At 71.6% G+C, this 26,827-nt stretch carries 27 protein-coding genes and 1 tRNA gene; 22 read left to right on the forward strand and 6 right to left on the reverse strand.

Annotated features, from left to right (window positions below; translation table 11 throughout):
- Positions 1 to 101: 101 nt before the first annotated feature.
- The 3 genes from I6J71_RS00335 to I6J71_RS00345 all read left to right on the forward strand — a co-directional run bounded on the left by I6J71_RS00335 (position 102) and on the right by I6J71_RS00345 (position 4,200).
- Positions 102 to 692 (forward strand): hypothetical protein, encoded by a 591-nt coding sequence (locus I6J71_RS00335; protein WP_239154330.1) that lies wholly within the window; start codon positions 102 to 104, stop codon positions 690 to 692.
- 128 nt (positions 693 to 820) lie between these two features.
- The gene (locus I6J71_RS00340) at positions 821 to 3,004 is read left to right on the forward strand and encodes a dTMP kinase (RefSeq protein WP_239155613.1); all 2,184 of its coding nucleotides are present in this window, start codon (positions 821 to 823) and stop codon (positions 3,002 to 3,004) included.
- Positions 3,001 to 4,200 (forward strand): DNA polymerase III subunit delta', encoded by a 1,200-nt coding sequence (locus tag I6J71_RS00345; RefSeq protein WP_204092881.1) that lies wholly within the window; start codon positions 3,001 to 3,003, stop codon positions 4,198 to 4,200. Before I6J71_RS00340 ends, I6J71_RS00345 begins: the two co-directional genes overlap by 4 nt.
- A gap of 63 nt (positions 4,201 to 4,263) precedes the next feature.
- Here I6J71_RS00345 and I6J71_RS00350 read toward each other — a convergent pair whose 3' ends face one another.
- On the reverse strand, positions 4,264 to 5,940 hold the full coding sequence (locus tag I6J71_RS00350; protein ID WP_204092882.1) for a hypothetical protein: 1,677 nt from the start codon (positions 5,938 to 5,940) through the stop codon (positions 4,264 to 4,266).
- A 137-nt stretch (positions 5,941 to 6,077) separates the two neighbouring features.
- Between I6J71_RS00350 and I6J71_RS00355 the strand changes: the two genes are divergently transcribed.
- Positions 6,078 to 6,151 (forward strand) — tRNA-Thr (locus I6J71_RS00355).
- Positions 6,152 to 6,421: 270 nt separating this feature from the next.
- Here I6J71_RS00355 and I6J71_RS47375 read toward each other — a convergent pair.
- On the reverse strand, positions 6,422 to 6,814 hold the full coding sequence (locus I6J71_RS47375; protein ID WP_239154331.1) for a hypothetical protein: 393 nt from the start codon (positions 6,812 to 6,814) through the stop codon (positions 6,422 to 6,424).
- 17 nt (positions 6,815 to 6,831) lie between these two features.
- On the opposite strand from I6J71_RS47375, the gene I6J71_RS47380 reads away from it, so the two are divergent.
- Positions 6,832 to 7,002: a dihydrofolate reductase family protein gene (locus I6J71_RS47380; RefSeq protein WP_239154332.1), complete on the forward strand. Its 171-nt coding sequence runs from the start codon at positions 6,832 to 6,834 to the stop codon at positions 7,000 to 7,002.
- Between the two features lie 158 nt (positions 7,003 to 7,160).
- The gene (locus tag I6J71_RS00365; protein WP_204092883.1) at positions 7,161 to 7,586 is read left to right on the forward strand and encodes a hypothetical protein; all 426 of its coding nucleotides are present in this window, start codon (positions 7,161 to 7,163) and stop codon (positions 7,584 to 7,586) included.
- 80 nt (positions 7,587 to 7,666) lie between these two features.
- On the opposite strand, the gene I6J71_RS00370 is transcribed toward I6J71_RS00365, so the two are convergent.
- Entirely contained in the window at positions 7,667 to 8,125 is a 459-nt protein-coding gene (locus I6J71_RS00370; RefSeq protein WP_204092884.1) for a GreA/GreB family elongation factor, read from the reverse strand.
- 122 nt (positions 8,126 to 8,247) lie between these two features.
- On the opposite strand from I6J71_RS00370, the gene I6J71_RS00375 reads away from it, so the two are divergent.
- From I6J71_RS00375 to glyA, 3 genes are all read left to right on the forward strand, one after another.
- Positions 8,248 to 8,832 carry a TetR/AcrR family transcriptional regulator gene (locus I6J71_RS00375; RefSeq protein WP_204092885.1) on the forward strand — a complete coding sequence of 195 codons (585 nt, stop codon included), beginning with the start codon at positions 8,248 to 8,250 and terminating at the stop codon, positions 8,830 to 8,832.
- A gap of 9 nt (positions 8,833 to 8,841) precedes the next feature.
- Positions 8,842 to 9,360, forward strand: a complete 519-nt coding sequence (locus I6J71_RS00380; protein WP_204092886.1) for a gamma carbonic anhydrase family protein — start codon at positions 8,842 to 8,844, stop codon at positions 9,358 to 9,360.
- Between the two features lie 133 nt (positions 9,361 to 9,493).
- Positions 9,494 to 10,762 carry a serine hydroxymethyltransferase gene (gene glyA, locus I6J71_RS00385; protein ID WP_204092887.1) on the forward strand — a complete coding sequence of 423 codons (1,269 nt, stop codon included), beginning with the start codon at positions 9,494 to 9,496 and terminating at the stop codon, positions 10,760 to 10,762.
- An 862-nt stretch (positions 10,763 to 11,624) separates the two neighbouring features.
- Here glyA and I6J71_RS00390 read toward each other — a convergent pair.
- The 3 genes from I6J71_RS00390 to I6J71_RS47385 all read right to left on the reverse strand — a co-directional run bounded on the left by I6J71_RS00390 (position 11,625) and on the right by I6J71_RS47385 (position 13,634).
- Complete coding sequence (locus tag I6J71_RS00390) at positions 11,625 to 12,140, reverse strand: inorganic diphosphatase (protein ID WP_204092888.1); 516 nt, start codon at positions 12,138 to 12,140, stop codon at positions 11,625 to 11,627.
- A gap of 185 nt (positions 12,141 to 12,325) precedes the next feature.
- Positions 12,326 to 12,457: a hypothetical protein gene (locus tag I6J71_RS49620; RefSeq protein WP_255570711.1), complete on the reverse strand. Its 132-nt coding sequence runs from the start codon at positions 12,455 to 12,457 to the stop codon at positions 12,326 to 12,328.
- A gap of 310 nt (positions 12,458 to 12,767) precedes the next feature.
- Complete coding sequence (locus I6J71_RS47385; protein WP_239154333.1) at positions 12,768 to 13,634, reverse strand: hypothetical protein; 867 nt, start codon at positions 13,632 to 13,634, stop codon at positions 12,768 to 12,770.
- Here I6J71_RS47385 and dacB point away from each other — a divergent pair.
- From dacB to folK, 13 genes are all read left to right on the forward strand, one after another.
- Positions 13,590 to 15,407: a D-alanyl-D-alanine carboxypeptidase/D-alanyl-D-alanine-endopeptidase gene (gene dacB, locus I6J71_RS47390; protein ID WP_239154334.1), complete on the forward strand. Its 1,818-nt coding sequence runs from the start codon at positions 13,590 to 13,592 to the stop codon at positions 15,405 to 15,407. The genes I6J71_RS47385 and dacB overlap by 45 nt on opposite strands.
- Before the next feature lie 131 nt (positions 15,408 to 15,538).
- Entirely contained in the window at positions 15,539 to 16,555 is a 1,017-nt protein-coding gene (locus tag I6J71_RS00400) for a zinc-dependent metalloprotease (RefSeq protein ID WP_204096785.1), read from the forward strand.
- Complete coding sequence (gene tilS, locus I6J71_RS00405) at positions 16,552 to 17,523, forward strand: tRNA lysidine(34) synthetase TilS (protein WP_204092889.1); 972 nt, start codon at positions 16,552 to 16,554, stop codon at positions 17,521 to 17,523. The genes I6J71_RS00400 and tilS overlap by 4 nt, the downstream gene beginning before the upstream one ends.
- Before the next feature lie 3 nt (positions 17,524 to 17,526).
- Positions 17,527 to 18,078, forward strand: coding sequence for a hypoxanthine phosphoribosyltransferase (gene hpt, locus I6J71_RS00410; protein WP_204092890.1), 552 nt, complete (start codon positions 17,527 to 17,529; stop codon positions 18,076 to 18,078).
- Positions 18,079 to 18,274: 196 nt separating this feature from the next.
- A complete protein-coding gene (locus I6J71_RS00415; RefSeq protein WP_204092891.1) occupies positions 18,275 to 18,640 on the forward strand; it encodes a hypothetical protein in 366 nt (121 codons plus the stop codon).
- A 19-nt stretch (positions 18,641 to 18,659) separates the two neighbouring features.
- Positions 18,660 to 20,051 (forward strand): hypothetical protein, encoded by a 1,392-nt coding sequence (locus I6J71_RS00420; RefSeq protein ID WP_239154335.1) that lies wholly within the window; start codon positions 18,660 to 18,662, stop codon positions 20,049 to 20,051.
- A 98-nt stretch (positions 20,052 to 20,149) separates the two neighbouring features.
- Complete coding sequence (locus tag I6J71_RS00425; protein WP_204092892.1) at positions 20,150 to 20,953, forward strand: ESX secretion-associated protein EspG; 804 nt, start codon at positions 20,150 to 20,152, stop codon at positions 20,951 to 20,953.
- Positions 20,954 to 21,042: 89 nt separating this feature from the next.
- Positions 21,043 to 21,867, forward strand: coding sequence for an ESX secretion-associated protein EspG (locus tag I6J71_RS00430; RefSeq protein WP_204092893.1), 825 nt, complete (start codon positions 21,043 to 21,045; stop codon positions 21,865 to 21,867).
- Between the two features lie 204 nt (positions 21,868 to 22,071).
- Positions 22,072 to 24,477, forward strand: coding sequence for an ATP-dependent zinc metalloprotease FtsH (gene ftsH, locus I6J71_RS00435; protein WP_204092894.1), 2,406 nt, complete (start codon positions 22,072 to 22,074; stop codon positions 24,475 to 24,477).
- Positions 24,446 to 25,069 carry a GTP cyclohydrolase I FolE gene (gene folE / locus I6J71_RS00440; protein WP_204092895.1) on the forward strand — a complete coding sequence of 208 codons (624 nt, stop codon included), beginning with the start codon at positions 24,446 to 24,448 and terminating at the stop codon, positions 25,067 to 25,069. Before ftsH ends, folE begins: the two co-directional genes overlap by 32 nt.
- Positions 25,069 to 25,911, forward strand: a complete 843-nt coding sequence (folP, locus tag I6J71_RS00445) for a dihydropteroate synthase (protein WP_239155616.1) — start codon at positions 25,069 to 25,071, stop codon at positions 25,909 to 25,911. The genes folE and folP overlap by 1 nt, the downstream gene beginning before the upstream one ends.
- Positions 25,904 to 26,263: a dihydroneopterin aldolase gene (folB, locus tag I6J71_RS00450; RefSeq protein WP_204092896.1), complete on the forward strand. Its 360-nt coding sequence runs from the start codon at positions 25,904 to 25,906 to the stop codon at positions 26,261 to 26,263. The genes folP and folB overlap by 8 nt, the downstream gene beginning before the upstream one ends.
- A complete protein-coding gene (gene folK / locus I6J71_RS00455) occupies positions 26,260 to 26,754 on the forward strand; it encodes a 2-amino-4-hydroxy-6-hydroxymethyldihydropteridine diphosphokinase (protein ID WP_204092897.1) in 495 nt (164 codons plus the stop codon). Before folB ends, folK begins: the two co-directional genes overlap by 4 nt.
- Positions 26,755 to 26,827 lie beyond the last annotated feature (73 nt).

Raw genomic sequence — 26,827 nt, forward strand, 5'->3', positions numbered from 1 at the left:
GGCTGGTGCGCCGCGGAGTTGTGCGGCCATTGGGCGGATGCGGGAGCCGGTAGTGTCGCCGACACTGGCCGGCGAGGACATTCCGTAGTGAGGTGGTCACCATGAGCACGACCGGTGGGGCTCCTTTCTTCACTGCCCCCGAACCGGAGCGCGACGGGACGCTCCAGGGCAGCGTCACCGGGGAGCGGTTCGCCGATCCGCTGTCCGGGTTGGTCACCGCGGCCGACGCGGCGCCCGCGACGACTCCGGACGAGGCGTTGCCCACGGCGCGGCCCGTGCAACACGACCCGGAGGCCGTGAAGCGGATGGTGGAGGCCGCCCTCAAGGAGGAAGCGGCGCAGACGCCGAAGGAGATCCCGCCGTTGAGCGGCGACCGGCCGGACAACGTGCCGCTGGGGCTGCTGCCCCGGCAGCGCACGTGGCCGACGCGGGCGCCGCAGCTGCTCAAGAAGGTCCCGCGGCCCCGGCCGAAGGCGAAGACGGAGATCGCCGACGACGACATCGAGGCGGAGCTCGCCGAACGGCAGGCGAGGGGGCGCCGACTGCCCACCATCGGCATGCCGAACCTCGGCCGTCCGTCCACGAGCACGGCGGGCGTGTTGCTCGCCGTCGTGCTGCTCATCGTGTTCGCGGTCGTCGCTTTGCTGATGCTGTCGAGCCTGGTCAGCAGCGTGAGCGGGCTGTTCGGCTGACCTCGCGACACCCCCGCCACACCCGGGCCGGTGCCGGGCCCGGGTCGGTGATCGGGCTACCCTGACGACACGGTCGGGGGACCTGGAACAGGGTTTCCCGACGCCGCCGTGACGAGTGGGGTGGGCGTATCAGCGAGGGCGTACGGTCGGTACCCGGCGTCGATCCGGGTGGGTCGGCGGGTGCTGAGGCCTCCACGATCCACCGGGTCAGGCGCGTTCTGGCCATCAAACCGTTCCGTCGGCTGTGGGGCGTCACCTACCTCTGCAGCGTCGCCGATTGGCTCAACCTGCTGGCGCTGACCAGCCTGAGCACGAAGCTGCTGGACAACTACACCGCGCAGAACTTCGCGTTCGTCGGCGTCGTGCTCACGAACCTGCTGCCCGGGCTGCTGTTCGCGCCGGTCGGCGGCCTCCTCGCCGACCGCTTCGACCGCCGCAAGGTGATGGTCGTCTGCGACTTCCTGCGCTGCGGCTTCCTGCTCTCGATCGCGATCGTCGGCGCGCCGTGGTGGCTGTTCGTCGCGAACTTCCTCGTCGGCTGCTGTTCGATCATGTGGATCCCGTCGAAGGACGCGGCGGTCCCCAACCTGCTGCGCCGCCCCGACCAGGTCGAGACCGCAAACCAGCTCGGCATGGTGATGACCTACGGCCTCGCCGTGATCACGGCTGCGGGCGCCAACGCCCTCATCCTGGGCGCGAACACCACGTTCCACTTGTTCCAGGGCGCGACGGCCGACCTCTACATCGCGAAGATCGTCGTCGTCATCAACGGCTTGCTGTACCTGACCAGCGGCATCCTCATCGCGACGCGGATCCCCGAGCTTTCCCTGCGCGATGTCCACAGGCTGCCGGACCAGAAGGTCAAGAAGGCCCACGAAGAGAAGTTCGGCCTTGGCGACATGGTCCGCGACGGCATCCGGTTCGTGAAGAGCACGCCGCTGGTCCGCGGCCTGCTGATCGGCGCGTTCGGCGCGTTCGCGGCGGGCGGCGCCGTCGTGGCGTCGGCCAAGCCGTACTCGTCGTCGCTGCTGGCGGGCGACGCGGCGTTCAACCTGCTGGTCTTGGCCGTGTTCCTCGGCCTCGCCACGGGCATGGCCATCTCGCCCAAGCTCGCGCGCCGCCTGCCGCACGACCGGCTGTTCGGTCTCTCGATCGTCGTCGCCGGGCTCTCGCTGGTGATCATCGCGTTGTCCCCGCACCTGGCGATCTCGGTGGTGGCCGTGGCGCTCACGGGCGTCTGCGCCGGCACGGCGTTCCTCACCGGTGTCACGATCATCGGCTCGCGGGTCGAAGACGCGATCCGCGGCCGGGTCAACGCGCTCTACCAGTCGATGCTGAAGATCGTGCTGTTCGGCTCCACGATCATCACCCCGGCGCTCATCGGCCTCGTCCGGCCGCACCAGATCAACGTGTGGGGCAGCCCCGTCACGATCGACGGCACGCGCCCGGTGATGATCGGCGGCGGCGTGCTCGCCGTGCTGCTCGGTGTGATCGCCTACCGGCAGATGGACGACCGCCGCAGCGAGAAGATCCTCACCGACCTGCGCAACGCCCTGCGCCGTGCGCCGCGGCGCGTCAACGGCTTCCTCATCGCGCTCGAGGGCACCACCGCCATCAACACGGCCAGCCAGGCCGCGCGCCTGTCGCGCTGGCTCGGCACCGGCACCCGGCCCGTCGTGCTGGCGGCGGACCCGGCGCTCGACGAGCGGCGTTTCCGCTCCCTGATCTCCGACGCGTCGCTCATCGGCGCGCGGGCGCAGGCGCTCGTCGCCGCGGCGGTCCGGGCCGAGCTGGTGGAACGCGAGATCCAGCCCGCGCTCGACGCCGGGCACGTCGTCGTCATGGAACGCTTCGTCGACTCGCCGCTCGCGCAGCTGTGCACCGTCGCGGGTCTCGACACCGGCGAGGTCGAGGGCCTGGCCGACTGGGCGACCGGCCGGTTGCGGCCCGACCTCACCGTGCTGCTCGACGCCGATCCGGGCACGCGCGAGGAGAACTCCTCGGTGTCGATGAACGACCAGTGGCGCATGCAGCACCTGCTCGCCGAGATGGCCGCCGCCGACCCCGACCGCTACGTGGTCGTCGACGCCGACGGCACCGACGACGAGGTGGCGGCCCGCGTGCGCACGGCCGTGCGAGCGGTGTTCGTCGGCCGCCTTTCCGGGCTGGCGCCGACGGAACCCGCCGAGCGCGTCGACGCCGGCAGTGACGAGCTGTTCGTGGCGACCGCCGACGTCGTCGAAGGCGAAGCCGCGGAAGCCGAGCTCGCGCCCGCGCGCGAGCCGGAAGTGTCCGAAGTGGAGGCCAAGTGACCGGGCCGATCGGCGTCTGGGCCGAGCTCGTGGGTCAGGAACCGGCGGTGGAGACGCTGTCGTCGGCGGCATCTGCGGCGGCGAAGATCGTGGCGGGGGAACCCGTCGCGCCGGCCGCGATGACACACGCGTGGCTGATCACGGGTCCGCCCGGCTCCGGCCGTTCGGTCGCGGCGCGCACGTTCGCCGCCGCGCTGCAGTGCAGCACCGGCACGGGCTGCGGCGCGTGCCCCGGGTGCCGCACGACGATGGCGGGCACCCACGCCGACGTCCGGCTCGTGGTGCCCGAAGGCCTGTCGATCTCGGTAGCGGAGATGCGCGCCCTGGTCCAGGCCGCCGCGCGGCGCCCGACCACGGGCGAGTGGCAGGTCGTGATCATCGAGGACGCCGACCGGCTCACGGAAGGCGCGTCGAACGCGCTGCTCAAGGCCGTCGAGGAGCCGCCGGAACGCACGGTGTTCCTGCTGTGCGCGCCGTCGGACCACCCGGACGACGTGTCGGTGACCATCCGCTCGCGCTGCCGGCTGGTGACGCTGCGGACGCCGCCGCCCGAGGCCATCGCTCAGGTCCTCGTGGCGCGCGACGGCGTCGATCCCGAACGCGCGCAGTGGGCGGCTGCGGTGTGCAACGGCCATGTCGGCCGCGCGCGCCGGCTGGCCACCGACGAGTCCGCGCGCCAGCGCCGTGCCACCGTGCTGCGGATCCCGACGGGCCTGCGCCGCCCCGCCGATGTCTTCACGTGCGCTGACCAGCTGATCAGCGCCGCGGAGGCTGACGCAGGCGAGGAGAGCAAGGCCCGCGACGAGCTCGAACGCTCCGAACTGCGCACCGCCATGGGCGGCGACGGTGTCGGCAAGGGCGTCGCCGGCGCCAAGCGCGCGGCCGAGGCCGCCGTGAAGCAGCTGGAAAAGCGCCAGAAGTCCCGCGCGACCCGCACCCAGCGCGACACGCTGGACCTCGCGCTCGTCGACCTCGCGGGCTTCTACCGCGACGTCCTCGTCACCACCACCCGCTCCGGCGCGACCCTGACCCACCCGGACCACGCCGACGAGATCCGCTCGGCCGCCGCGGCCTGGACACCGGAATCCACTCTGCGCCGCCTGGAAGCCGTCCTGGGCTGCCGCGAGGCGATCGAGCTGAACGTCAAACCGCGCATCGCCGTGGAGGCGATGGTGACCGCCCTGCGCCAGGGCTGAGCGCGAACCGGCCCGGTCACCGTTCGACGGTGACCGGGCCGCGTCAGCGAACTTCCGGCTTGCTCAGTCGCGCGGGTGCGGCGACGGCTTGAACGGCTTCGGGTCCTGCTTCTGCACCACGGCGGCAACGGTGCGGCGGCGGTTCGGGAACGCCGCGACGAGCACGACGCCGAGCAGCAGCATCGCAGTGCCGGCCCAGAACAGCGGGATCGTGTCGTAGGCCGTGCCCGTGTAGGCGAGGTTCTTGACCGGGCCCTTGGGCGCCTGGCCGCCGGCGGGCGGCGAGGTGGTGGCTGTGCCGCAGACGACGCCGCCGGTCGGGGCGTAGGCGCGGGCGACCTGCTCACCGAGGGACAGCTGCGCGAGCGACGAGGGCAGGTTGTCACCAGCCCCGCCGGGCAGCAGCGACTTCAGGTTCTTCGTCGGCAGCACCTGCAGGTCGAACAGCCGCGCCGACGCGCCCAGCTGGTAGCCCTTGAACGGCGTGGTCGCCGCGGTCGCCTTCTTGTCGAGGCCCGCGATCGACAGCCGCAGGACGCCGAGGTCCAGCACGGTGCCGGCGGTGTCGCCGACCTGCTGGACGCCCTTCGTCACCGTCGACACGAGGCCGCCGACGACGGGGATGGAGTTGAGCCGGCCGAACTGGTCGGACAGGCCGGCGAGCGGCAGGCCGATCGGGATGTCCTTGGTCGGGTGCGCCGCGTCGAGCGTGTACAGCGTCTTGCCGCCGGCCTGGATCGACAGGACGGGCGCGGTGTAGTCGACCTTGGAGGTCTTCTCGTCGCCGGTCGAGGTGACCGTGAGCGTCGGCTGGCTGGTCACCTTGATCGACAGCTCCAGGGGCGTCCCCTTGAGGATGTCGATGTCGGCGGCCTGCAGCGTCGACGTCGACTGCACCGCCTTGTTCTTCGACCCCGGGATGTCCACGAGCTTCACCTGCGACCGCGACGACAGGGTGCTCGGCAGGCTCAGCAGCGAACCGGTGCCGTCGGGCGCGGTCTGGCCACCGCCCGAAAGCAGGCCGCCGAGGCTCTGCAGGCCCTTCGCGGGGTCGAAGCCCTGCGCGAGCTGCGCGCCCTGCGGCAGCTGCAGCGCACCCTGCCCCAGCATCGGGATCTGCGGCAGCGTCGGGATCACGTTCAACAGCGAAAGGCTCGCGACCGACGTGCTCGAGTCGGCGATCGTGTCGACGCACGGGCCCAGCGACTCGCTCCAGCGCGCGTGCGCCGTGCCGTTGAGCACGCCGATGTCGAGCAAGGGGTTCTTCGGCGCGTTCAGCCCGCCCGACAGCTGCTGCGGGTTGTCCGGCAACGCGGTCTGCACCACGCTGCCCGGCGTCTGTGGCGCCTGCCCGCCCACGGCCAGCCCGAACGGCGACGCCTGCGCGATCGACTTCTCGTAGCTCAGGTACGCCTCGGAGTTCGCCGACGCGCTGGACAGGCCCATGCCCGCTTCCAGCGCCGACTGCTTCGGCAGCGTCTGCCCGAAGCCCGGCAGGATCGTGTCCGTCGGCACGGAATTGGGTAGCAGGCGCAGCACGCCGAGCGCCGTGCCCGCGTCACCCACCGCGTGCCCCAACGGCTGCGACCCGCTCGGCGCGGACGCCGGGGGCTGCGTGGGGTTCACCGGCTGCGGGATCGGCGTCGTCGGGATCTCCTGCGCGCCCGCCGGACCCGCGGTGAGCAGCAGCAGCGCCGCTGCCGCGGGCAGGGCAACCGCGCGGGGCAGTCTTCGCCGCATGGGCCGGGTCCTCCAGGTCGTCGGGCGGTCGGGGAGTGAGACCGAGGTCATAGGACCCTAACGACGCGGCCCCCGCAAGGTGACGCGTCGGGGCTCCGCTACACTGATCTCGTCGGACGGCACCAGCCACCCGACGCGCCGCCTTAGCTCAGTCGGCCAGAGCGATTCACTCGTAATGAATAGGTCGGGGGTTCGATTCCCCCAGGCGGCTCCCCAGGTCAGGGCCCATCCGAGACACCTCGGATGGGCCCTGATTCGTGTGGTGTGTGGCTAAGCGGATGACTAGGCAGGCCGGCGCTGCTCGTCAGACTCGGGACTTGCCGAGATCACCCGTCGAAGGGAACACCTGGTCCATCACGGCGGCGGCGGGCTGGACCACCGGGCGGATCTTCCGGCGAAAGTTAAATCTCTGCGCCGGCACCGATGAGTTCGCCGACCCGCGCCGGTAGGTACCGGTGTCGAGCCACCCGGCCGGCGCGGGTTACCGAACGAAGGAGTCCGTCATGGGCGACCTGATCGTGATCGAGTTCGTGACGTTGGACGGCGTGGTCGAAGACCCGGACGGCTCCGGCAGCACCGCGGCCGGCGGCTGGGCGTTCCGGTACGGCCCGGAGGCGGTGGCCGGTGACAAGTTCGAGCTCGGACCGCTGCTCGACACCGGCGTGATGCTCTTCGGGCGGACGACGTGGGAGCTGTTCGGCAAGATCTGGCCGGACCGGACCGACGCGTTCTCGGCGAAGATGAACGCCATCCCGAAGCTCGTCGCGTCGCGGTCGCCGGCCAATACCGATGCGTGGCAGAACTCGTCGCTGGTCGAGGGTGATCTCGCCGAGGCCGTGCGGCAGCGCAAGGCCGCGCAGGACGTGATCGTCACCGGGAGCATTCAGCCTGGTGCACGCCCTCGGCGAAATCGTCGACGAGTACCGCCTGATGGTGTTCCCGACGCTCGCCGGCCGGGGCCGGCGCCTGTTCACCGAACGGACGCCGCAGACAGACCTGCGGCTCACGTCGGTCGAGCAGAAAGGCGCCGCCGTGCTCATGCGCTACCGCAAAACCGGCTGAGCCGGCTCGTTCCACCTGACCGGGTGGCGCTGATCGCCTGGGTGAGCTGCACCGTCCACAGTGGAAACCGACCCCTGCCGCCGGCTCGGCCATCCGGCTACCCGGCTCCGGCCGGAAGTTCGATGCCGCCGTGGGAGGGCGCGGATTGACTCGGTGGCATGAACGAAATCGGGAAGACGGCGATCTGGTTCGCCGCCGCCGCGGCGGCTTTGGCGACCGTCGCCGCGTGCGGGCCGGACGGGCCAGACCACGCGAAGAACGTCTCATACGTCACGGGTGCCCAGGGCAAAGCCGATGCCGACGCCCGCCTACCGGGCTGGGTGCCGGACGACGCGACCGCCGTCACGGAGGCCATCCGCACCACCGGGTCCGAACGGATCCTGCGCTACACGCCGGGTGCGTCCGGACTGCCGGCCACGTGCGCGCCGGGCCCCGCGCCGGCCAAACCGGCGACGCTCTCGGCCGGCTGGTGGCCCGCCCGGCAGGAGAAGCGCACGGACCGCGTCTGCGACGGCGACTGGCACGTCGTCGAGGACCACGGCGACATGTACGCGTACAAGCCGGAGACGGTGTCGCACCGCTGAACGTGAGCGGGACTCGCAAAAAGGGGATCGGGCTGCCAGGATCGTGAAGTCCGGCAGCCCGATCCGCGGGTCCGAAGTGGTCAGTCCTTCGGCGGGGTCAGCTCGAGCACCGTCGCGGTCGTCTCGCCGCGCGGGGTGCGGTAGGTGATCTCGTCGCCGGCCTTCGCGCCGACGAGCGCGAGGCCCAGCGGGCTGTCGGAGGTCACGGAGTCGAGATCGTCGCCCGGGAGCGTGACGACGTTGAGCACCTCTTCGTCGCCGTCGGCGAACCGCAGCGACACGCGCGTGCCGTCCGGGAGCAGGGAACTGTTGTACGCGCCGTGTTCCAGCTTCGCGGACACTTCGGAAATCTGGCGGTCCAGCCGCGCGGCGGCCTCGGCGCGGTCGATCACGTCGGCCTGGTCGGCCGCGTCCCCGGTGCGTTCCTGCTCGCCAGGCTGCGGCGCGAGCGCCGCCCGTTGCGCGCGCAAGTCCGCGATTTCCTTCTGCAGCTGGCGGCGTGCCGCCTCGCTGAGCCCCTTGTCCCCTGAGATCACCATGCCGGGCATTGTCCGCTGCGCGGAGCGGGGTGGCCAATCCGGTTTTTCACCCGGAGGGGCCTGGTGGGACGTCTGCCCTAGGATTCGGGCCTGTCGTCCTGAATAACGTAACGAGGATCACCGTGACCGCCGTACCCGGCCGCAGCGAGCAGCTGTCGCCCAACCAGCTGCAGAAGCAGCAGCAGATCGTCGAGGCCGCACGCGTCGTGCTCGCCAGAGACGGGCTGGCCGGGTGCACCGTGCGCGCGATCGCCGACGCGGGCCCGCTCACCAAGAGCGCGATCCACTACTACTTCGCCGACATCGACGTGCTCATCGACCGCGCGATGGCCGCGCACATCACGAAGTTCGCCGCGGATCTGCGTGCGGTGGGCGAGAAGTGCGAGGACCCGCGCGAGCGGCTGTTCGAGGTCACGCGCGCCTACCTCGCGGAGTTCGCCGACCGGCCCAACGGCGCGTTCGTCTGGTTCGAGTACTGGATCGCGGCCGGCCGCGCGCAGCACCCGCAGGCGATCGATGCGATGTTGACTTCGATCACCGAGCTGTTCGCGGAACTGCTGGCGCCGCTGGACGTCGACGACCCGCGCGCCCGTGCCCGGGCGCTGCTGAGCTACCTGCTCGGCGCCGTCGTGCAGCAGCGTGTGCGGCCGCGGCCGTTCGACAGCCTGCGCGGGGACGTCGAGGCGCTCTGCTTCGCCGGTTATTAGGGTGCTGGCATGCCTCTGTTCTCGTTCGAGGGCGCCAGCCCGCAGGTCCACCCGGACGCCTGGATCGCCCCCACCGCCACCCTGATCGGCGACGTGACCGTCGAGAAGGACGCCTCCGTCTGGTACGGCGCCGTGATCCGCGCCGACTTCGGGCCGATCGTGATCCGCGAAGGCGCCAACGTGCAGGACAACTCGGTGATCCACTGCGGCGGCACGGTGACGGAGATCGGGAAGAACGTGACCGTCGGGCACCAGTGCCTGGTCCACGACTGCACGATCGGCGAGCAGGCGCTCATCGGCAACGGGTCGACGGTGCTGGACAAATCGGTGATCGGCGCGCGGTCGCTCGTGGCCGCGGGCTCGACCGTCACGCCCGGCACGGAGGTGCCCGCAGAGGTCATCGCGATGGGCAGCCCGGCCAAGAAGTTCGTGCCGCTCACCGACTCGGCGCGGATCTGGGTCGAGCACAACGCCGCGATCTACCAGGACCTCGCCCGCCGGCACCGGGAGGGCTCGAAGCCGGTGTGACGGCTTCCGGCGTGCACTAAACTCCGGCTCGCAGCTGCGACTGGCGCCATCAGAGGTGGAGCACCACCGGGAAGCGACGACGAGGCCGGCACCGCGCGCCTGGGTGCCGGCCACAGCAGAGCCGGAGTACGCCATGACACACCAGCCCGCCCTTTCCGCGCTCGCCGCGACGGACCCGCAGATCGCCGGGCTCGTCGAGGACGAAGCCCAGCGCCAGCACGACAAGATCCGGCTCATCGCGTCGGAGAACTACGTCTCGCGCGCGGTGCTCGAGGCCACGGGCACGGTGCTCACCAACAAGTACTCCGAGGGCTACGCCGGCAAGCGCTACTACGAGGGCCAGCAGTTCATCGACCCGATCGAGCGCCTCGCGATCGAGCGCGCGAAAGCGGTGTTCGGCGTCGACCACGCGAACGTGCAGCCGTACTCCGGCTCGCCGGCGAACCTGGCCGTGTACCTGGCGTTCGCGCAGCCCGGTGACACCGTGCTCGGCATGGCCCTGCCCGACGGCGGTCACCTCACGCACGGCTGGTCCGTGTCTGCGACGGGCAAGTGGTTCAACGCGGTCCGCTACGGCGTGCGCAAGGAAACCGGCCGCGTCGACTTCGACCAGGTGCGCGACCTCGCGCTGGAGCACCGCCCGAAGCTGATCTTCGCGGGTGGCACGGCGATCCCGCGCACCATCGACTTCCCGAAGTTCGCGGAGATCGCCCGCGAGGTCGACGCCGTCCTCGTGGCCGACATCGCCCACATCGCCGGCCTCATCGCAGGCGGTGCGCACCCGTCACCCGTCGGCCACGCCCAGGTCATCACCACCACGACCCACAAGACCCTGCGCGGCCCGCGCGGCGCCATGATCATGTCCGACGCGGAGCACGCGAAGGCCCTCGACAAGGCCGTGTTCCCCGGCCTGCAGGGTGGCCCCCACAACCACACGACGGCCGCCATCGCGGTCGCGCTGCACGAGGCGCAGCAGCCGTCGTTCTCCGACTACGCCCACGCCATCGTCGCCAACGCGCGGGCCCTCGCCGACGCCTTGCTCGCCCGCGGCTACGACCTCGTCTCCGGCGGCACCGACAACCACCTGCTCCTGATCGACCTCACGAACAAGAACGTGCCCGGCAAGCCCGCCGCCCAGGCCCTCGACCGCGCCGGAATCGAGCTGAACTACAACACCGTGCCCTTCGACCCGCGCAAACCCTTCGACCCGTCGGGCATCCGCTTGGGCACCTCCGCCATCACCACGCGCGGCCTCAAGCCCGAGCACCAGCCCCAGGTCGCCGAGTGGATCGACCGCACCATCACGGCGGTGGCCACCCAGGACGAGGCCGTGCAGGACACCATCGCCGCGGAGATCCGCGAATTCCTGGCCCCGTTCCCGATCCCCGGCTACTCCGCCTGACCACACCTCAACCGCCGGCGAGGCTCGGCCGGACTGCGAAACCGCCGGCCGACTACGGATCGCGGGGAACCGCCCAGCCTCCTCCCGGCCGCGCCGATCCGCAGCCAGCACACGTTTTGGGGCCGTTCGTCAAGGTAGCTTTCCCGCCTTGAGGAACGGCCCCAAACGTAGCCAAACTCGGCTGTCGGGGTGCCGTTCCACGCCCACCCGAAACCACGCGGCCGGCACTCGACCCGCGGCCAACGGAGATGGCCGAATGCCCACCACCACCCTCCCCACCACTCTCGTGGTCCGCTACCGCGCCGTAGACCGGGAACGGATCGGCTCTGCCCTCGTCGACACGCCCAGTCACCTCGACGCCCTCACCGCCGACATCGCCGAACACGGCATCCGCACCCCGCTCCGCCTCGGCTTCAACGAGCACATCGCGACCCTCGACGGCGCAACCACCGCATCGCCGTCGCACTCCGGCTCGGCCTCACCGAAGTCCCCGTCGCCCTCGCCCGCGAGCCCCCACTCCTCGCCCGGGTCACCCCCAGCCGATGCGCGCCGAAGACTTCGCCTTGCTCAGCCGTCACTTGTGACCCTCTGCGATCACGGCGCGGCGGAGACGGCGGTGTCCCTCTCGAGTCGGTTCGGCACGGTCGGTGACCGGATCGCCGCGGCCGTCCGCTTCGGCGATGAGCACCCCGGCGGCCCTGGTCGGGTTCCTCGAGGAGGAGCCGTCGCCGGGCGAGTCGGCGATGGAGCAGAGGTCGGGGGAAGCCGCGCTCGACCTAGCTTGGGATGCCCGCCTCAGACAGGGAAAGGGCCGTTCACCCCGGACGGGATGAACGGCCCTTTCGCGCGTTCGAGGGCGCTCTCAGTGAGCCGAGCCCTCGACCTCTTCCTTGGCCAGCCGGTCCTGCTCCCGCTCGTACGACCGCGAGATCTCGGCCTCGGCTTCCGCGCGGCCCACCCACGTCGAGCCCTCGACGCTCTTGCCCGGCTCGAGGTCCTTGTAGACCTCGAAGAAGTGCTGGATCTCGAGCTTGTGGAACTCGTTGAGGTGGTGGATGTCGCGCAGGTGCTCCAGTCGCGGATCGTTGGTCGGGATGGCCAGCACCTTGTCGTCCGGGCCCTTTTCGTCGGTCATGCGGAACATGCCGATGGCGCGGCAGCGGATCAGGCAACCCGGGAACGTCGGCTCCTGCACCAGCACCAGCACGTCGAGCGGGTCGCCGTCCTGGCCGAGGGTGTCGTCGATGAAGCCGTAGTCAGCCGGGTACTGCGTCGCCGTGAACAGGGTCCGGTCGAGCTTGATGCGTCCTGTCTTGTGGTCGACCTCGTACTTGTTGCGCTCCCCCTTGGGGATTTCGATCGTGACGTCGAACTCCACGGCCGTCCTCGCTGCTTCTCGAATCTCGGTGTCCCACGCGTCGTGGGCGGCAACCGTAATCACCTCGTTGACGTCACTAGTGTGGACTACGCTCCGCCGACGGGTCCCACGGATGTCGGCTAGGCGGCATGTGACCTTGGCCCCTTCCGGGCAGGTGAGAAGGAGTGGTGGGTGCCGGACAACGATCAGCCGATGTGGCCCGAGGGTGACGCGGACACGTCGTCGCGCAGTGCCGGCGCGACCGCGCGCTTCCCGATCCCGAAGCCCGGCCAGACCGTCACGGACCAGCTCGCCGTGCCGAAGGTCACACCAGCCACACCTGCCGCACCTGCCCCGTCCGGCGACCGCCACCCGGGCACCTGGTTCAAACCGAACGTCCCCCCGACGCTGGTCCCCGGCCTCAACACCCCGGTCGAACCACGCCCCACCGGGGCGCCGTCGTGGCCGCCGCCCGCCGGTCAGAGCGGACAGGGCGGGCAGGGCCGGCAGCCGGGACCGGCAGGAGCGCAACCCGGCCAAGGCCAGCGGGCTCCGTCTTCGCAACAGTCACAGCAGCCGCAACAGGGCACAGGCTCGTCGACCGGGCAGGAACAGCCCAAGCAGGACCTCGCCGACCGGCTGAGCGGATCACGGCCCGGTGAGCCGCGCCCCGAGCAGGGCCGGCAGCAGAGCCGGCAACCGGCGCGGCCGCAGTGGGCGCCGCAGCCGCAGAGCAGGCAGGCGCGGCCACAGAGTCTGTTCCAGGGGCAGCAGCAGAGTCGCCTGCCGGCGCAGGGCGAGCAGGCCCAAGGCCGGCCCGGGGAACAGCAGGGTCGGGGCCGCCAGGACCAGGACGAGAGCGGCCAGGACCAGGGCGGCCGCCCCGGTGCGCAAGAGCAAGGCCGGGATCGGGGACAGCCCGGGGGCCAGGAGCAAGGCGCTGCCCGCGAGCAGCAGAGCCGGCCGCAGGAGCGATCCGACCAGTCGACCCAGCAGTTCCCGGTGCGCCTGCCGCAGACGCCGATCGTGCCGGTGGTGCGTCCGGGTCAGCCCGCGGACAGTGGCCGAGACACCGAGCAAGGCCAAGCCACCGAGCAAGGCCAAGCCACCGAGCAAGGCCAAGCCACCGAGCAAGGCCACAGCGCCGATCAGAGCCACAGTGCCGAGCAGAGCGACAGTGCCGAGCAGAGCGACAGTGCCGAGCAGGACAACAGCGGCGAAGAGGCCACCCAGCAAAACCGCAGCGACCAAGCCGGCGGCGACCGAGCGCGGGATGCCCAGGCCGGCGATCGCCCAGCGCAGGCGACCGGCGACCAGAGCCGTGCCGGCCAAGGGGCGCAGCGCCGGTCGGAGCCAACCCGTTTTGACCAGCCGCACGGCGACCAGAGTCCGGGTGCGCGGGGCTGGGGTGACGAGGACCGCGGCGAGCGGGCCGAAGAGCAGCGTCGCCCGGCATCGTTGTTCGAGCCCGTGCGCAGTCCGGAGCCGGACGAGCAGCCCGAGCAGGACTCGCACCAGGAGAACAACGAGTCCACCCAGTACATCGACCCGACCAAGTGGGACGTCTTCCGCCCCGAGCCGGCGCGTCCCGAGGCCGCGCGGCCGGAACCGCAGCGCGAAGTACCCCACCGCGAAGAAGGCGTCGAGACGACCCAGCGCTGGAGCGTCTTCCACACCGCCCAGAACCCGGACCCGCAGGACCGGCCCCACGGCGCCCCGCAGTGGGACAGCCTTTCGAATGAGCCGGGCGGGGTGCCGTCGGCGTCGGCGGCGCAGGCGCGGCCGGTGCGGATCGAGCCGGCGTCGGAGGCGACGGTCGGGATCGAGCGGCCCGAGGGGTTCGGGGAGCCGGCCGGGGCGCCGGAGAAGCAGCCCGAGCCGCCCGAGCAGAAGACCAAGCGGAGCAAGAAGAAGCTCCTCGTGCTCGGGATCGTCGTGGTCCTGGTGCTGGCGGCCGCGGGCGTCGCCGCGGCGATGCCGAAGGTGTCCAACCGGCTGGGCCTGCCGTGGGCGCCCAACGCGCCGAAGGGTGAAATGCCCGATCCCGCGTCGGTGAGCCTCGCGCTGCACGGACCCGACACCACCGGCCAGGGCCCGACGGCGAGCGGCGTCGCGTCCGCGCTCTCCGGGCCTGCGGGTGCCACGGCGCTCTCGCAGCTCACCGGCAGCGTGATCGATCCCGTCACGGGTGACGTCCTGTGGGACCACGGCTCCGCCCAGCCGATCACGCCGGCGTCGACCACCAAGATCCTCACCGTGTCGGCGGCGCTGCTGTCGATGGACCCGACGAAGCGGATCACGACGAAGGTCGTCGAGGGCTCGGACCCCGGAACGGTGATCCTCGTCGGCGCCGGTGACCCCACGCTCACGGCGCTGCCCATCGGCACCGACTCGCCGATCTACCCCGGCGCCGCCCACGTCGACGACCTCGTCGCCCAGATCAAGAAGGCCGACCCGGACGTCAAGCGGGTGCAGGTCGACGTCAGCGCCTACACCGGCCCCACCACCGCCCCCGGCTGGGAAGCGAGCGACGCGCCCTCCACGTTCGGCGCCCCGATCGTGCCCGCGATGGCCGACGGCGGCCGCGGCAACCCGTCGGTCGACGAGACGATGCGGTCGGGCAACCCGGCGACCACGCTCATCCAGCTCATCGCCGACAAGCTGGGCGCGCAGCCGGCCGGCACGGCGAAGGCGCCCGTCGACGGGAAGGTCGTCGCGCAGGTGCAGTCGGCGCCGCTGCCGGACCTCGCGTACGCGCTGCTCCAGATCTCCGACAACGTCCTCGCCGACGAGCTTGGCCGGCAGGTCGCCATGTCCGCCGGGGCGGACCCGTCGTTCGCCGGCGCGGCCGTATCGGTGAAGAAGGTGCTGGCCGACCACGGCTTCGACGTCACGGGCCTGCAGCTGTCGGACACGAGCGGACTGTCCAACCAGAACAAGGTGCCGGCCCGGTTGCTCGCGCAGGTGCTTGCCGCGGCCGCGGCACCGGACGGCAAGAACCCCGACACCCCCAAGCTGCGTCCACTGCTGGCGGGCCTGCCGGTGGCGGGCAGCCCGGCCGGCACGCTCGGTCCCCGCTACGGCACGCCGAACACCGTCGCGGGCAAGGGCTGGGTGCGCGCCAAGACCGGCACGCTCACGGCCGTCAACACCCTCGCCGGCTACGTGCTCGACAGCGACAACCGCGTGCTCGCCTTCGCGTTCATGTCCAACGGTTCGCAGAAGGACCCGGGTCAGGCGGCGCTCGACGTGCTCGCCACGACACTGCGCAAGTGCGGCTGCCACTGAGCAGAACCCCGGACAGAACCTCGGGCACTAGGCCGATCGGCGCCGACTTGACCGCCGCCGGTCGGGAAAAACGCCCGGATGCAGGTAGCGTCGGACGCGTGAGCCAGGAAACCGAGACCCAACGGCGGCCGATGGTCGACTGGGACCTCGCGGCGTCGACCGGTGCGCGGCTGGTGCGCGGCGGCCCGCAGGTGCCCAAGGAGGAGGCTGCCCGCGCGGTCACCGACCTGCGTGACCTCACGGCCGAGGCCGAGAGCCACGTGCGCGAGGTGACCGGGCTCGGCGAGGACCTGCCGCTGCTGCCGGGCACGGTCGTGGACCGGCCCGGCTGGGTGCGCTCTGCCGCGTCGGGGCTCGGCGCGTTGACCGGCCGCGCGCTGCCCGAAGCGCAGGGCGGTCCGCTCGGCCCGATCCTGGCGTCCGGCGCCGGTGTGCAGACGGGGCTGGTGCTCGCGTTCCTCGCGTCGCGGGTGCTCGGCCAGTACGACCCGTTCGGCGGGCCCGAACGCGAGGGCCAGCTGTTGCTCGTGGCGCCCAACGTCGTCGCCGCGGAGCGCGCGATGAAGGTGCACGCGCCCGACTTCCGGCTGTGGGTGTGCCTGCACGAGTGCACGCACCGCCTGCAGTTCACGGCCGTGCGGTGGCTGCGCGACTACTTCGCCGACGAGGTCGAACGCCTCGTCACCGGCATCGCGGGCCACTCGGCCGACGGCCTGTCCGACCTCGTCGGCCGACTGCCCGACGCGCTCAAGCAGCGCGGCAAGGGCGTCGGGCTCGCGGAACTGCTGCAGTCGCCGAAGGAACGCGCGATCTTCGACCGCTTGCTCGCCCTGTCGACGCTGCTGGAAGGCCACGCGGACTACGTGATGGACGCCGTCGGTCCGCGGGTCGTGCCCACCGTCGAGACGATCCGCTCGCGGTTCAGCGCGCGGCGCCAGAGCGGGGGCGTCTTCGACCGGCTGCTGCGCGCGCTGCTCGGGCTCGACGCGAAGATCCGCCAGTACGAAGAGGGCGCGAAGTTCACCAAGCACGTGGTGGACGCCGTCGGCATGGCGGGCTTCAACGCGGTCTGGCGGTCCCCGAACACACTGCCGACCCGGGCCGAGATCAGCGATCCCGCGGCCTGGGTACGGCGCCTGCACGGGTGAACGCGCTCGCGGCGGTCCGCCGGGCCGTGCGGGAATTCCTGGCGACGGCCGGCGTGCCGGACGAGGTGTGCGTCGCCGTGTCCGGTGGCGCGGATTCGCTGGCGCTCGCCGAGGCCACCGCGTACGTCGCCCGCCACCGGAAGCTGCGCACGCGCGCGCTCGTCGTCGACCACGGCTTGCAGGATGGTTCCGCCGAAGTCGCCGCTCGCGCCGCCACGGTGGCGAAGGAGTTCGGCCTCGACACGGCCGAGGTGCTCACCGTGTCCGTCACGGGCAAAGGCGGCCCCGAAGCCGCCGCGCGCACCGCGAGGTACCGCGCGCTGCGCGAAGCCCTGCCTGGCGGCGAAGGGCTCGTGCTGCTCGGCCACACCCTCGACGACCAGGCTGAAACAGTCCTCCTGGGACTCGGCCGCGGGTCCGGACCCCGCTCGCTGGCGGGTATGCGCCCGCACGACCCGCCGTGGGGCCGTCCCCTGCTCGCGATCACGCGCGCGCAGACCCGGGAGGCCTGTGCCGAGCTGGGCGTCGAACCGTGGCAGGACCCGCACAACGCCGATCCGCGCTTCACGCGCGTCCGGTTGCGCGCGGAAGTGCTGCCGCTGCTGGAGGACGTGCTCGCCGGCGGCGTCGCCGGCGCACTGGCCCGCACGGCCGCGCAACTGCGCGAAGACGCAGAGGCGTTGGACACAGTGGCGGACAGGATTCTCACCCGCGCGAGCGGCGCCGAAGGGCTCGACGTGGCGGTGCTCGCGGCCGAGCCCGCGGCGGTGCGCCGGCGGGTTCTGCGCAGGTGGCTGCTGGCCTCCGGCGTGCGCGAGCTGACCGACGCGCACCTGCGTTCGGTCGACGCGCTCGTCGCGCGCTGGCGCGGCCAGGGCGGCGTTTGGTTGCCGGGCAACTTGGAGGCTCGGCGGTGCCGTGGCAGGCTCACGCTTGCCGGACCCGAACCCACCACCCGAGGGGAATGACCCGTGTACGAGGGCGAGATCGCCTCCGTGCTCATCACCGAGCAGCAGATCAAGGACAAGATCGCGGAGCTGGCGGCCAAGATCGCCGCCGATTACCCCGAGAACGGCCAGGGTGAACTGCTCCTGGTGGGCGTGCTCAAGGGCGCCGTGATGTTCATGACCGACTTCGCACGCGCTCTGCCGCTGCCGACGCAGCTGGAGTTCATGGCCGTGTCGTCGTACGGCTCGTCGACCTCGTCCTCGGGCGTGGTGCGCATCCTCAAGGACCTCGACCGCGACATCGCGGGCCGCGACGTGCTGATCGTCGAGGACATCGTCGACTCGGGGCTCACGTTGTCGTGGCTGCTCAAGAACCTCGCGAGCCGGAACCCGGCGTCGCTCGAGGTCGTCTCGTTGCTGCGCAAGCCCGAAGCGGTGAAGGTCGACGTGCCGGTGAAGTACATCGGCTTCGACATCCCGAACGAGTTCGTGGTCGGCTACGGCCTCGACTACGCCGAGCGCTACCGGGACCTGCCCTACATCGGCACGCTCGACCCGCGCGTCTACACGTCCTGAAACCGCGGTGAACCCCGCGGCGCTTCCGCCCGTGTGAACTGCGGAAGACGCCGCGAACAGGTGTTGCGGCGATCACACCAGGTGCGGAACCCTGGGTTCGCCGATCGCGTCATAGGTGCGGACCAGGTGCGTTAACCTAAGCGAAGACCATGCCGATGCGGGCGGGGAGCTCCCGCGGGGGAACGGAGAGAGGGCAATGGGCAACAGCAGCTTGGCCGATGCCAACGCGTTCAAGAACGCCGCCGTCAACGGCCAGCTCGGGGTCGACCCGGACGCGGCGCAGGCGGTGCTGAAGAAGATCCGCACCGGCAAGGACGCGGTCGAAGCCCTGCTCAACAGCGCGGGCTCGCTCGCCCAGCCGCCGAAGCTCGGCGCGAACCCGGTCGGCGAGGCCATCGCGACCAAGTTCGTCCAGCGCGCCGACGGTGGCGGTGACTCCTACACCTCGGCGCTGCAGAACCTCCTGAGCCAGTACCAGGCGGCCGAGGAGGGCATCGTCGCGGCGATGTCGCGCTACCACGAGATGGACCAGTCCGCGGCGCGCTCGCTCAACCAGGGCTGACGAGGGGGATCAGGAAGTCATGGCTCCGAACTACGACAGCAGCGGCTACGGCCAGCAGCCGCCGGCGCAGACCCCGGCGGCGAGCGGTTCCGCCGTGCCGCTCGGGGACAACTCCGCTGCGCAGAGCATTGTCGCTTCGGCCCGCAGCCGGGCCGGCGGCTTCGAGATGGGCGGCGACCGCGCGATCGCGAACCCGCCCAACTGGAACGCGCAGGAGAGCCACCAGCTCTACAACGGCGCCGTCTCGAACAACGACCCGGGCACGGCCGAGGCCACCGGGCAGCAGTGGGCCAAACACGGCACCGCGCTGAAGACCGCGTCGGACGACCTCTACACCGCGATCGGCGAGCTCGGCAACGCGTGGGTCGGTGAAGGTGCCGCGGGTGCGCAGGGCGTGCTCGTCGCCATCGCCAACTCGGGCACGCAGGCCTCGGACGCCGCGCACACGATGTCCGACCGCCTCGCGAAGCAGGCCGCGGCCGCCGCCGAGGTCAAAAAGATGCCGGCGCCGGTCGACTACGACCCGAAGCAGGCCATGTCCGCCGCGCTCGCCGGCGGTCCGGCCGCGCTGGCCGCCGACCAGAAGGCGCAGGCCGACGCCGCGAACGACGTGAAGGCGCAGCAGGTCGCGTTCTTCAACGCGTACACGCAGTCGATGAAGGAGATCGACGGCTCGACCCCGAGCTTCGGTCCCGATTCGCTCGGCATGAAGCCCACGCCCACCCACTTCAACGGCAACGACTTCGCCGGCGGCGGTTCGCACGGCGTTTCGGTCAGCGGCCCCGGCGCGCTCGGTGGCGGCGGGAGCTACACCTTCGGCGCCGGCGGCTATGGCGGCCACGGCGGTGCGGCCTCCGGTGGCGCCGGTGCGTCGGGTGCGGGCGGCCACCAGGTCACGGCTGACTCCGGCACTTACGGCACTTCCGGTTACGACGGCGGGATGGCCGCCACGGCGAGCAGCGGTGCGGCCGCCGCGCCGGCGCCGGCCGCGCCGGCTCCGGCCACGGGCGGCGGCGCTTCGGGCGTCGGCCAGGCGCTGGGCGCCACCGCGCTCGGCGGTGGCCTCGGCCTCGCGGGCGGCAAGCTCGGCCAAGGTGCGCGCAGCGGCTCGCGCAACGACGAGAAGACGTCGGCGGCCGCCGAGCACCAGGGTGGTCAGGCCACGCCCGCGCCGCAGCAGGGTGTCGTTTCCGCCGGCGGCACGATCGGCGGGCAGCCGGCACCGGGGATGAACCCGATGGGCGGCGGCATGGGCGGCATGGGTGCCCACGGCGCCGGCCAGGGCCAGGAGGACGAGGTGCACACGCACGCGTCGTTCCTCATCGAGCCCGACCCCGACGACGCGTTCGGCGCCAACGAAGCCACTCCGCCGCCAGTGATCGGCGCGTGGTCGGACGACGACGACAACTGATGTGCTTCCCCCGGGCGCGCGGCCACCTCGGCTGCGCGCCCGGGCTGTCTCGAACACTGTCCGTCCTGAACGACGCTAGGCGTTGGGGGGTTTGGTCGATGCCGAACGCGGAGCTGCTCACTCCGGCCGAGGTGGACTTCCTGTGGGAGTCGGCCGCGCTGGGTGAGCTGCCCTACCCGCTGCGGATCAGGTCGCACGGTGCCACCGTCGACGAGCGCGCCGCCCTGCGCGCCCGCACGTTCGCCGGCCTCGTCGAGCGCGGTGTCGCCGACGGCCGCGGCCGGCCTGCGCCGCACATTGAGGAGTACTTCGGCATCCTCGCCTCACCCGACGTCAGCCTGGACACCGTGCAACTGCTCGACCCCAGCGCCGAGCCGCTGCTCGCCGTCGCCGGAGCGATCGGTGGCCAGGGCTTGCTGGCCGTGCAGGATCAGCGCGGCCTGCACCTGCAGCCGTGCCCGGCCGACGGACTCGCCACCGCTGTCGTGTCGCTGCTGCCCGGCTCCCCGCGCGGTACCGAGAAGTCGATCACCGTGCCGCTCGAGCAGCTCGTGGGCAGTTCCGGCGTCGACTTCATGCAGCGCCGCGGCAACACGGTCGACGCGTCGGGCCGCGCGAGCGTGGACGAGGACCGCAAGGCCCTCGCGCGCCTGCACGCCCAGCCGCGCCTGCGCGGCGGTCAGATCGGTGCCAACGCGCGCAACCGCCTCGGCGGGCGCACGCGCACGCCGGTGCTCAGCTGGTTCGACACCGAAACCGGCCGCTACTTCACGCAGGCCACCCGAGGCCGCGACGGTCGCGACTGGATCACCATCGCGCCGGCGGACGCCGCGACGCTGCGGTACCGGCTCGGTGAGATGCTGTCGGGCGCGGCGGAGCAGGCGGGCGCGGCGGCGTTCTGACGGCTGCGGCACTTCCGGGCCGTCTCGGCCCGCGGCCCGCTCGCGCTACGCTGAGCGAGAGTTCGATCCTGGAGGGTGAGCACCACCGCATGCACCAAGAGTTCTTCTCGTTGCTGGCGTTCGATTTCCTCTGGGAGGCCGCCGAGCTCGGCGAACTGCCGTACCCCCTGCGGGTGCGCTCGCACGGCGCCACCGAGGACGAGCGCGTCTCGTTGCGGCACCGGGTCGACGTCGAGCTCAAGGCGCGCGGCATCCGCGATTCGCGCGGCCGCCTGGAGCCGCCCGTGGAGGAGTGGCTGGACCTGCTCGCCCGTGCGCCGCTCACGATCGACGCGCTGCACATCCCCGAGTTCCAGGCCCACCCGGTCGCGCTGCTCGGCGCCGCCGACGAGCGCACCGGCGTGGTGGCCGTCCAGGACGCCGACGGCGTCTGGCTGCGCGAAGCCCCGGCCGACGGACTGGTCTCCGCGATCGTCGACCTGCTGCCCGGCGGCCGCCGCGGCAGCGAGGCGTCCGTCACACTCCCGCTCGACGAGGCATTGCACACCCGGCCGATCCGCGTGCCCGTCGCGGCCGGCGGCCTCGGCGGCGCGCCGGAGGCGAAGGGGCGGCGGGCGAAGCGCCAGTCGCTGAGCGACCGCGTGAACGTGGATCCCCGCGAGACGTACGGGGTGATCTCCGGCCAGCCGCGCCTGCGCGGGGGTCAGCTCGCCGCGAACAGCCGTACCCAGCTCGGAGCCCGGCAGCGGTCCCGCGTGCTGGGCTGGTTCGACACCGCCACGGGCCGTTACCTGAGCCTGTCTCGGCCGGGCTCGGACGGGCGCGAATGGGTGACCGTGGCGCCCGCGGATCCCGCGACCTTGCGCACGCGACTCGGCGAGATGGTCGACTCAGTGGCTGCCGACACACGCTAGGGTGACTCGGACCGGCGCGGTCCGGGAACCCTCCGGCGGTATCGCCCGTTGACCTGCGAGAGGCTCACAAGGGTCGATCGTCCGAACGGACGGTACCCTGGTGGGACGGGTGCCCGGGGCACCTACGGGTTGTCAAGATCGTGATGGCGGGTATCACAGGAGCCGCCCAACCAGGGAGGGTCGAGGCCACAAGGGCCGAGTCGTATGAACCGGAAGAGCGTGCTCAGGAACCCACTGCTGTGGATCGTCGCGGGGTTGCTGGCGTTGTTCGCCTACAACACGATCTTCGACAGCGACCGGGGCTACACCCAGGCGCCGATCTCCGTGGCGAACCAGCAGATCAAGGCGAACCACGTCAAGGAAGCCAGCCTTGAGGACAAAGAGCAGCAGCTCAAACTCTCGCTGACGCAGAAGATCGACGTCGACGGCACCCAGACCGACCAGATCGTCGCGCAATACCCGGCTGACGCCACGAACTCGATCTACACCGAGTTGACCAACGCGCAGCTCAACGGACAGCCGATCAAGTTCACCACCAAGGTGACGCAGCAGGGCATCCTGACGCAGATCCTCATCTTCGCCATCCCGCTTGCCCTCGTCCTGGGCTTGCTGATGTGGATGATGAACAACGCGCAGGGCGGCGGCAACCGCGTCCTCAACTTCGGCAAGTCCAAGGCCAAGCAGCTGAACAAGGACATGCCGAAGACCACCTTCGGTGACGTGGCGGGCGCCGACGAAGCCGTCGAAGAGCTGTACGAGATCAAGGACTTCCTGCAGAACCCGGCGCGATATCAGGCGCTCGGCGCGAAGATCCCGAAGGGTGTGCTGCTCTACGGGCCGCCCGGTACCGGTAAGACGCTGCTCGCGCGAGCCGTCGCCGGCGAGGCGGGCGTGCCGTTCTACACGATCTCCGGCTCCGACTTCGTCGAGATGTTCGTCGGTGTGGGTGCGTCCCGCGTCCGCGACCTGTTCGAGCAGGCCAAGCAGAACGCGCCGTGCATCATCTTCGTCGACGAGATCGACGCGGTCGGCCGCCAGCGCGGTGCCGGCCTCGGCGGTGGCCACGACGAGCGCGAGCAGACCCTGAACCAGCTGCTCGTCGAGATGGACGGCTTCGACGCCCGCGGCGGCATCATCCTGATCGCGGCCACGAACCGCCCCGACATCCTCGACCCGGCGCTGCTGCGCCCGGGCCGGTTCGACCGCCAGATCCCCGTGTCGGCGCCGGATCTGCTCGGCCGCAAGGCGATCCTCGAGGTGCACGCGAAGGGCAAGCCGATCGCGCAGGGCGTGGACCTGACGGGCCTGGCCAAGCGCACCGTCGGCATGTCGGGTGCGGACCTGGCCAACGTCCTGAACGAGGCCGCGCTGCTCACCGCCCGCCAGAACGGGCACGTGATCACCGACGTCGCGCTCGAAGAGTCGGTGGACCGCGTGGTCGGCGGACCGGCGCGCAAGAGCCGGATCATCTCCGAGAAGGAGAAGAAGATCACGGCCTACCACGAGGGCGGGCACGCGCTCGCCGCGTGGGCGATGCCGGACATCGAGCCCGTCTACAAGCTCACGATCCTTCCGCGCGGCCGCACGGGCGGGCACGCCCTGCTCGTGCCGGAGGACGACAAGCAGCTCATGACTCGGTCGGAGATGATCGGCCGCCTCGTGTTCGCGATGGGTGGCCGCACGGCGGAGGAGCTCGTGTTCCACGAGCCCACCACCGGTGCGTCGTCCGACATCGAGCAGGCCACGAAGATCGCCCGCTCCATGGTCACCGAGTACGGCATGAGCGCGCGGCTCGGTGCCGTGAAGTACGGCCAGGAGCAGGGCGACCCGTTCCTCGGCCGCTCCGCGGGGCGGCAGGCCGACTACTCGCTCGAGGTGGCGCACGAGATCGACGAGGAGGTGCGCAAGCTCATCGAGACGGCGCACACCGAGGCGTGGCACGTGCTCAACACCTACCGCGACGTGCTGGACAACCTCGTGCTGGAGCTGCTCGAGAAGGAGACGCTGCAGCGCAAGGACCTCGAGCGGATCTTCGAGACCGTCGAGAAGCGTCCGCACATCACCGTGTTCAACGAGTTCGGTGAGCGCACCCCGTCGGACAAGCCGCCGATCAAGACCCCGGGCGAGCTGGCGATGGAGCGTGGCGAGCCGTGGCCGCCGCCGGAGAAGGAGAAGAAGCCGGTCCTGCAGCCGGAGCCGACGCCCGTCGGCACCGCCGCGGGTGGCGGCGATCTCCCCGGTGGTCCGCCGTACCCGGCGCCGACACCGGATCCGAACGCCAACCCGTACGCCCCGCCGCAGCCGAACGGCGGCCGTCCGAATGGTGGGCCGAACGGCACCGGGCGCTGGCCGCAGTCGTATGGTGGTCAGCAGCCGGGCGGTCCGGCGGGCGGCTACTACCCGGGTGGCCCGGGTGGTACGCAGAGCGGTCCGCCCAACTACGGGGCGCCTCCGGGCTGGACCCCGGCGACGTCCCCGGGCAGCCAGCCGTGGCACCCCGCCGAAGACCGTCCGCGTGAGCAGGGCTGGTTCGCCGACGGCGCGAACGGCCAGCAGCCGGACGAGGGGCAGCAGCGGCGTGACGTGGACGGATCCGACAACAAGCAGTGACGACGGTCTCCGCCCGGTCCCGGTCTTCGACCAGGGCCGGGCGGAGCGTGCTATCCGGGAACTCCTGCTGGCCTGCGGCGAAGACCCCGACCGCGACGGCCTCCTCGAAACACCGGCCCGGGTGGCCCGCGCCTACCAGGAGATGTTCGCCGGCCTCTACACCGACCCGGACGACGTACTGGCGAAGACCTTCGACGAGTCCCACGAAGAGCTGGTGCTCGTCACCGACATCCCGCTGTACTCGTTCTGCGAACACCACCTGCTGCCCTTCCACGGTTTCGCCCACGTCGGGTACATCCCGAACGCCGACGGGAAGGTCACCGGTCTTTCGAAGCTGTCGCGCCTCGTCGACCTGTACGCCAAGCGGCCGCAGGTCCAGGAGCGCCTGACCTCTCAGGTCGCCGACGCGCTGGATCGGAAGCTGGAGCCGCGTGGCGTGATCGTGGTGATCGAGGCCGAGCACCTGTGCATGTCGATGCGCGGGATCCGCAAGCCGGGCGCGCGGACCGTGACGTCGGCGGTGCGCGGGTTGCTGCGGACGTCCGCGACGTCGCGCGCCGAGGCGATCGAGCTGATCAAGGGGCGTCCGTGATCCCGGGGCTGCCCCAGCCCGGCCGCTGCGCGGTGGTGGGCGTGCTGAACGTGACGCCCGATTCGTTCTCCGACGGGGGCCGCTACCTGGACCTCGACCAGGCGCTGGAACACGCGCGGGAGATGTGGGCGCTCGGCGCGGACCTGATCGACGTCGGCGGTGAGTCGACTCGGCCCGGCGCGCTGCGGGTGGACGCGGAAACGGAAGCGAAGCGGGTGCTGCCCGTGATCCGGCAGCTCGCGTCGGAAGGTGTCGTGCTGTCCGTCGACACCACGCGCGCGGCGGTGGCGGAAGCCGCGGTCGAGGCCGGCGCTCGGGTGATCAACGATGTTTCCGGTGGGCTCGCGGATCCCGGCATGGGGCGCGTCGCCGCGGACTGCCGCGTGCCGTGGGTGCTGATGCACTGGCGCGGGCACAGCAAGGACATGAACGCGCTGGCCACCTACACCGACGTCGTCGCCGAAGTACGGGCCGAGCTGGCGTCCAGAGTGGACGATGCGCTGGCGGCCGGCGTCGAGGAGAGCGCGATCGTGCTCGATCCCGGGCTCGGGTTCGCGAAGCACGCGGAGCACGACTGGGCGTTGCTGCACGCTCTGGATTCCGTGCTGTCACTGGGTTTTCCCGTGCTGGTGGGTGCTTCGCGCAAACGGTTCCTGGGCCGGCTGCTGGCCGACAAGGACGGTGAGCCGCGGCCGCCGGACGGGCGCGAGCACGCCACCGCGGCGATTTCCGCCCTGGCCGCCGCGGCGGGGGCGTGGGGCGTGCGGGTGCACGAGGTGGGCGCGTCGCTCGACGCGGTCGCCGTCGCGGCCGCGTGGCGGAAGGGGCGGGCCGATGGCTGACCGCATCACGTTGACGGGCCTGCGCGTGTTCGGCCGCCACGGCGTGTTCGAGCACGAGAAGCGCGACGGGCAGGAGTTCGTCGTCGACGTCACGGTGTGGCTGGACCTCGGGCCGGCCGCCGCGTCCGACGACCTCACCAAGACGCTGCACTACGGCGAGCTCGCCCAGCTGGCGGCCGGGATCGTCGCGGGCGAGCCGTACGACCTGATCGAGAGCGTCGCGGGCAAGATCGCCGACGAGGTGATGCGCGACGAGCGGCTGAGCGCCGTCGAGGTCACCGTGCACAAGCCGGCGGCTCCGATCCCGCTGACGTTCGACGACGTCGCGGTGACCGTCCGGCGCGACCGGTGAGCCGCGCCGTCCTTTCGCTCGGCTCCAACCTCGGCGACCGGCTGGCCTACCTGCGCATCGCGGTGAACGCCATCGGACCGGCGCTGGTGGCCGTGTCGAGCGTGTACGAGACCCAGCCGTGGGGCGTCGAGGACCAGCCCGACTTCCTCAATGCGGTGTGCGTGGTCGACGACCCCGGCCGTGACCACTGGGGCTGGCTCGCCACGGCCCAGGCCGCCGAGCAGGCGGCCGGCCGCGTGCGCGAGCTGCGCTGGGGGCCGCGCACGCTGGACGTGGACGTCGTCACGGTCGCGGGTGTCACCTCCGAGGACCCCCGGCTGCTCCTGCCGCACCCCGGCACCCCGGATCGCGCCAGCGTGCTCATTCCCTGGCTGGAGATCGAGCCCGACGCCGTCCTGCCCGGTCGTGGTCCCGTCGCGGATCTCCTGCGGCGCCTGCCGGAGGACGACAAAGCGGGTGTCGTCCCCCGGCCCGACTTGCGGCTCGCCTAGCCCGCGACCTGCGGTTGCGGTGACTCGGCGCCGTTCACCCACCGTTCACCGATTCGGCGGTAACGGGGTCAAC

It is taken from the genome of Amycolatopsis sp. FDAARGOS 1241 (assembly GCF_016889705.1).
In the GTDB taxonomy this organism is placed as follows: domain Bacteria; phylum Actinomycetota; class Actinomycetes; order Mycobacteriales; family Pseudonocardiaceae; genus Amycolatopsis.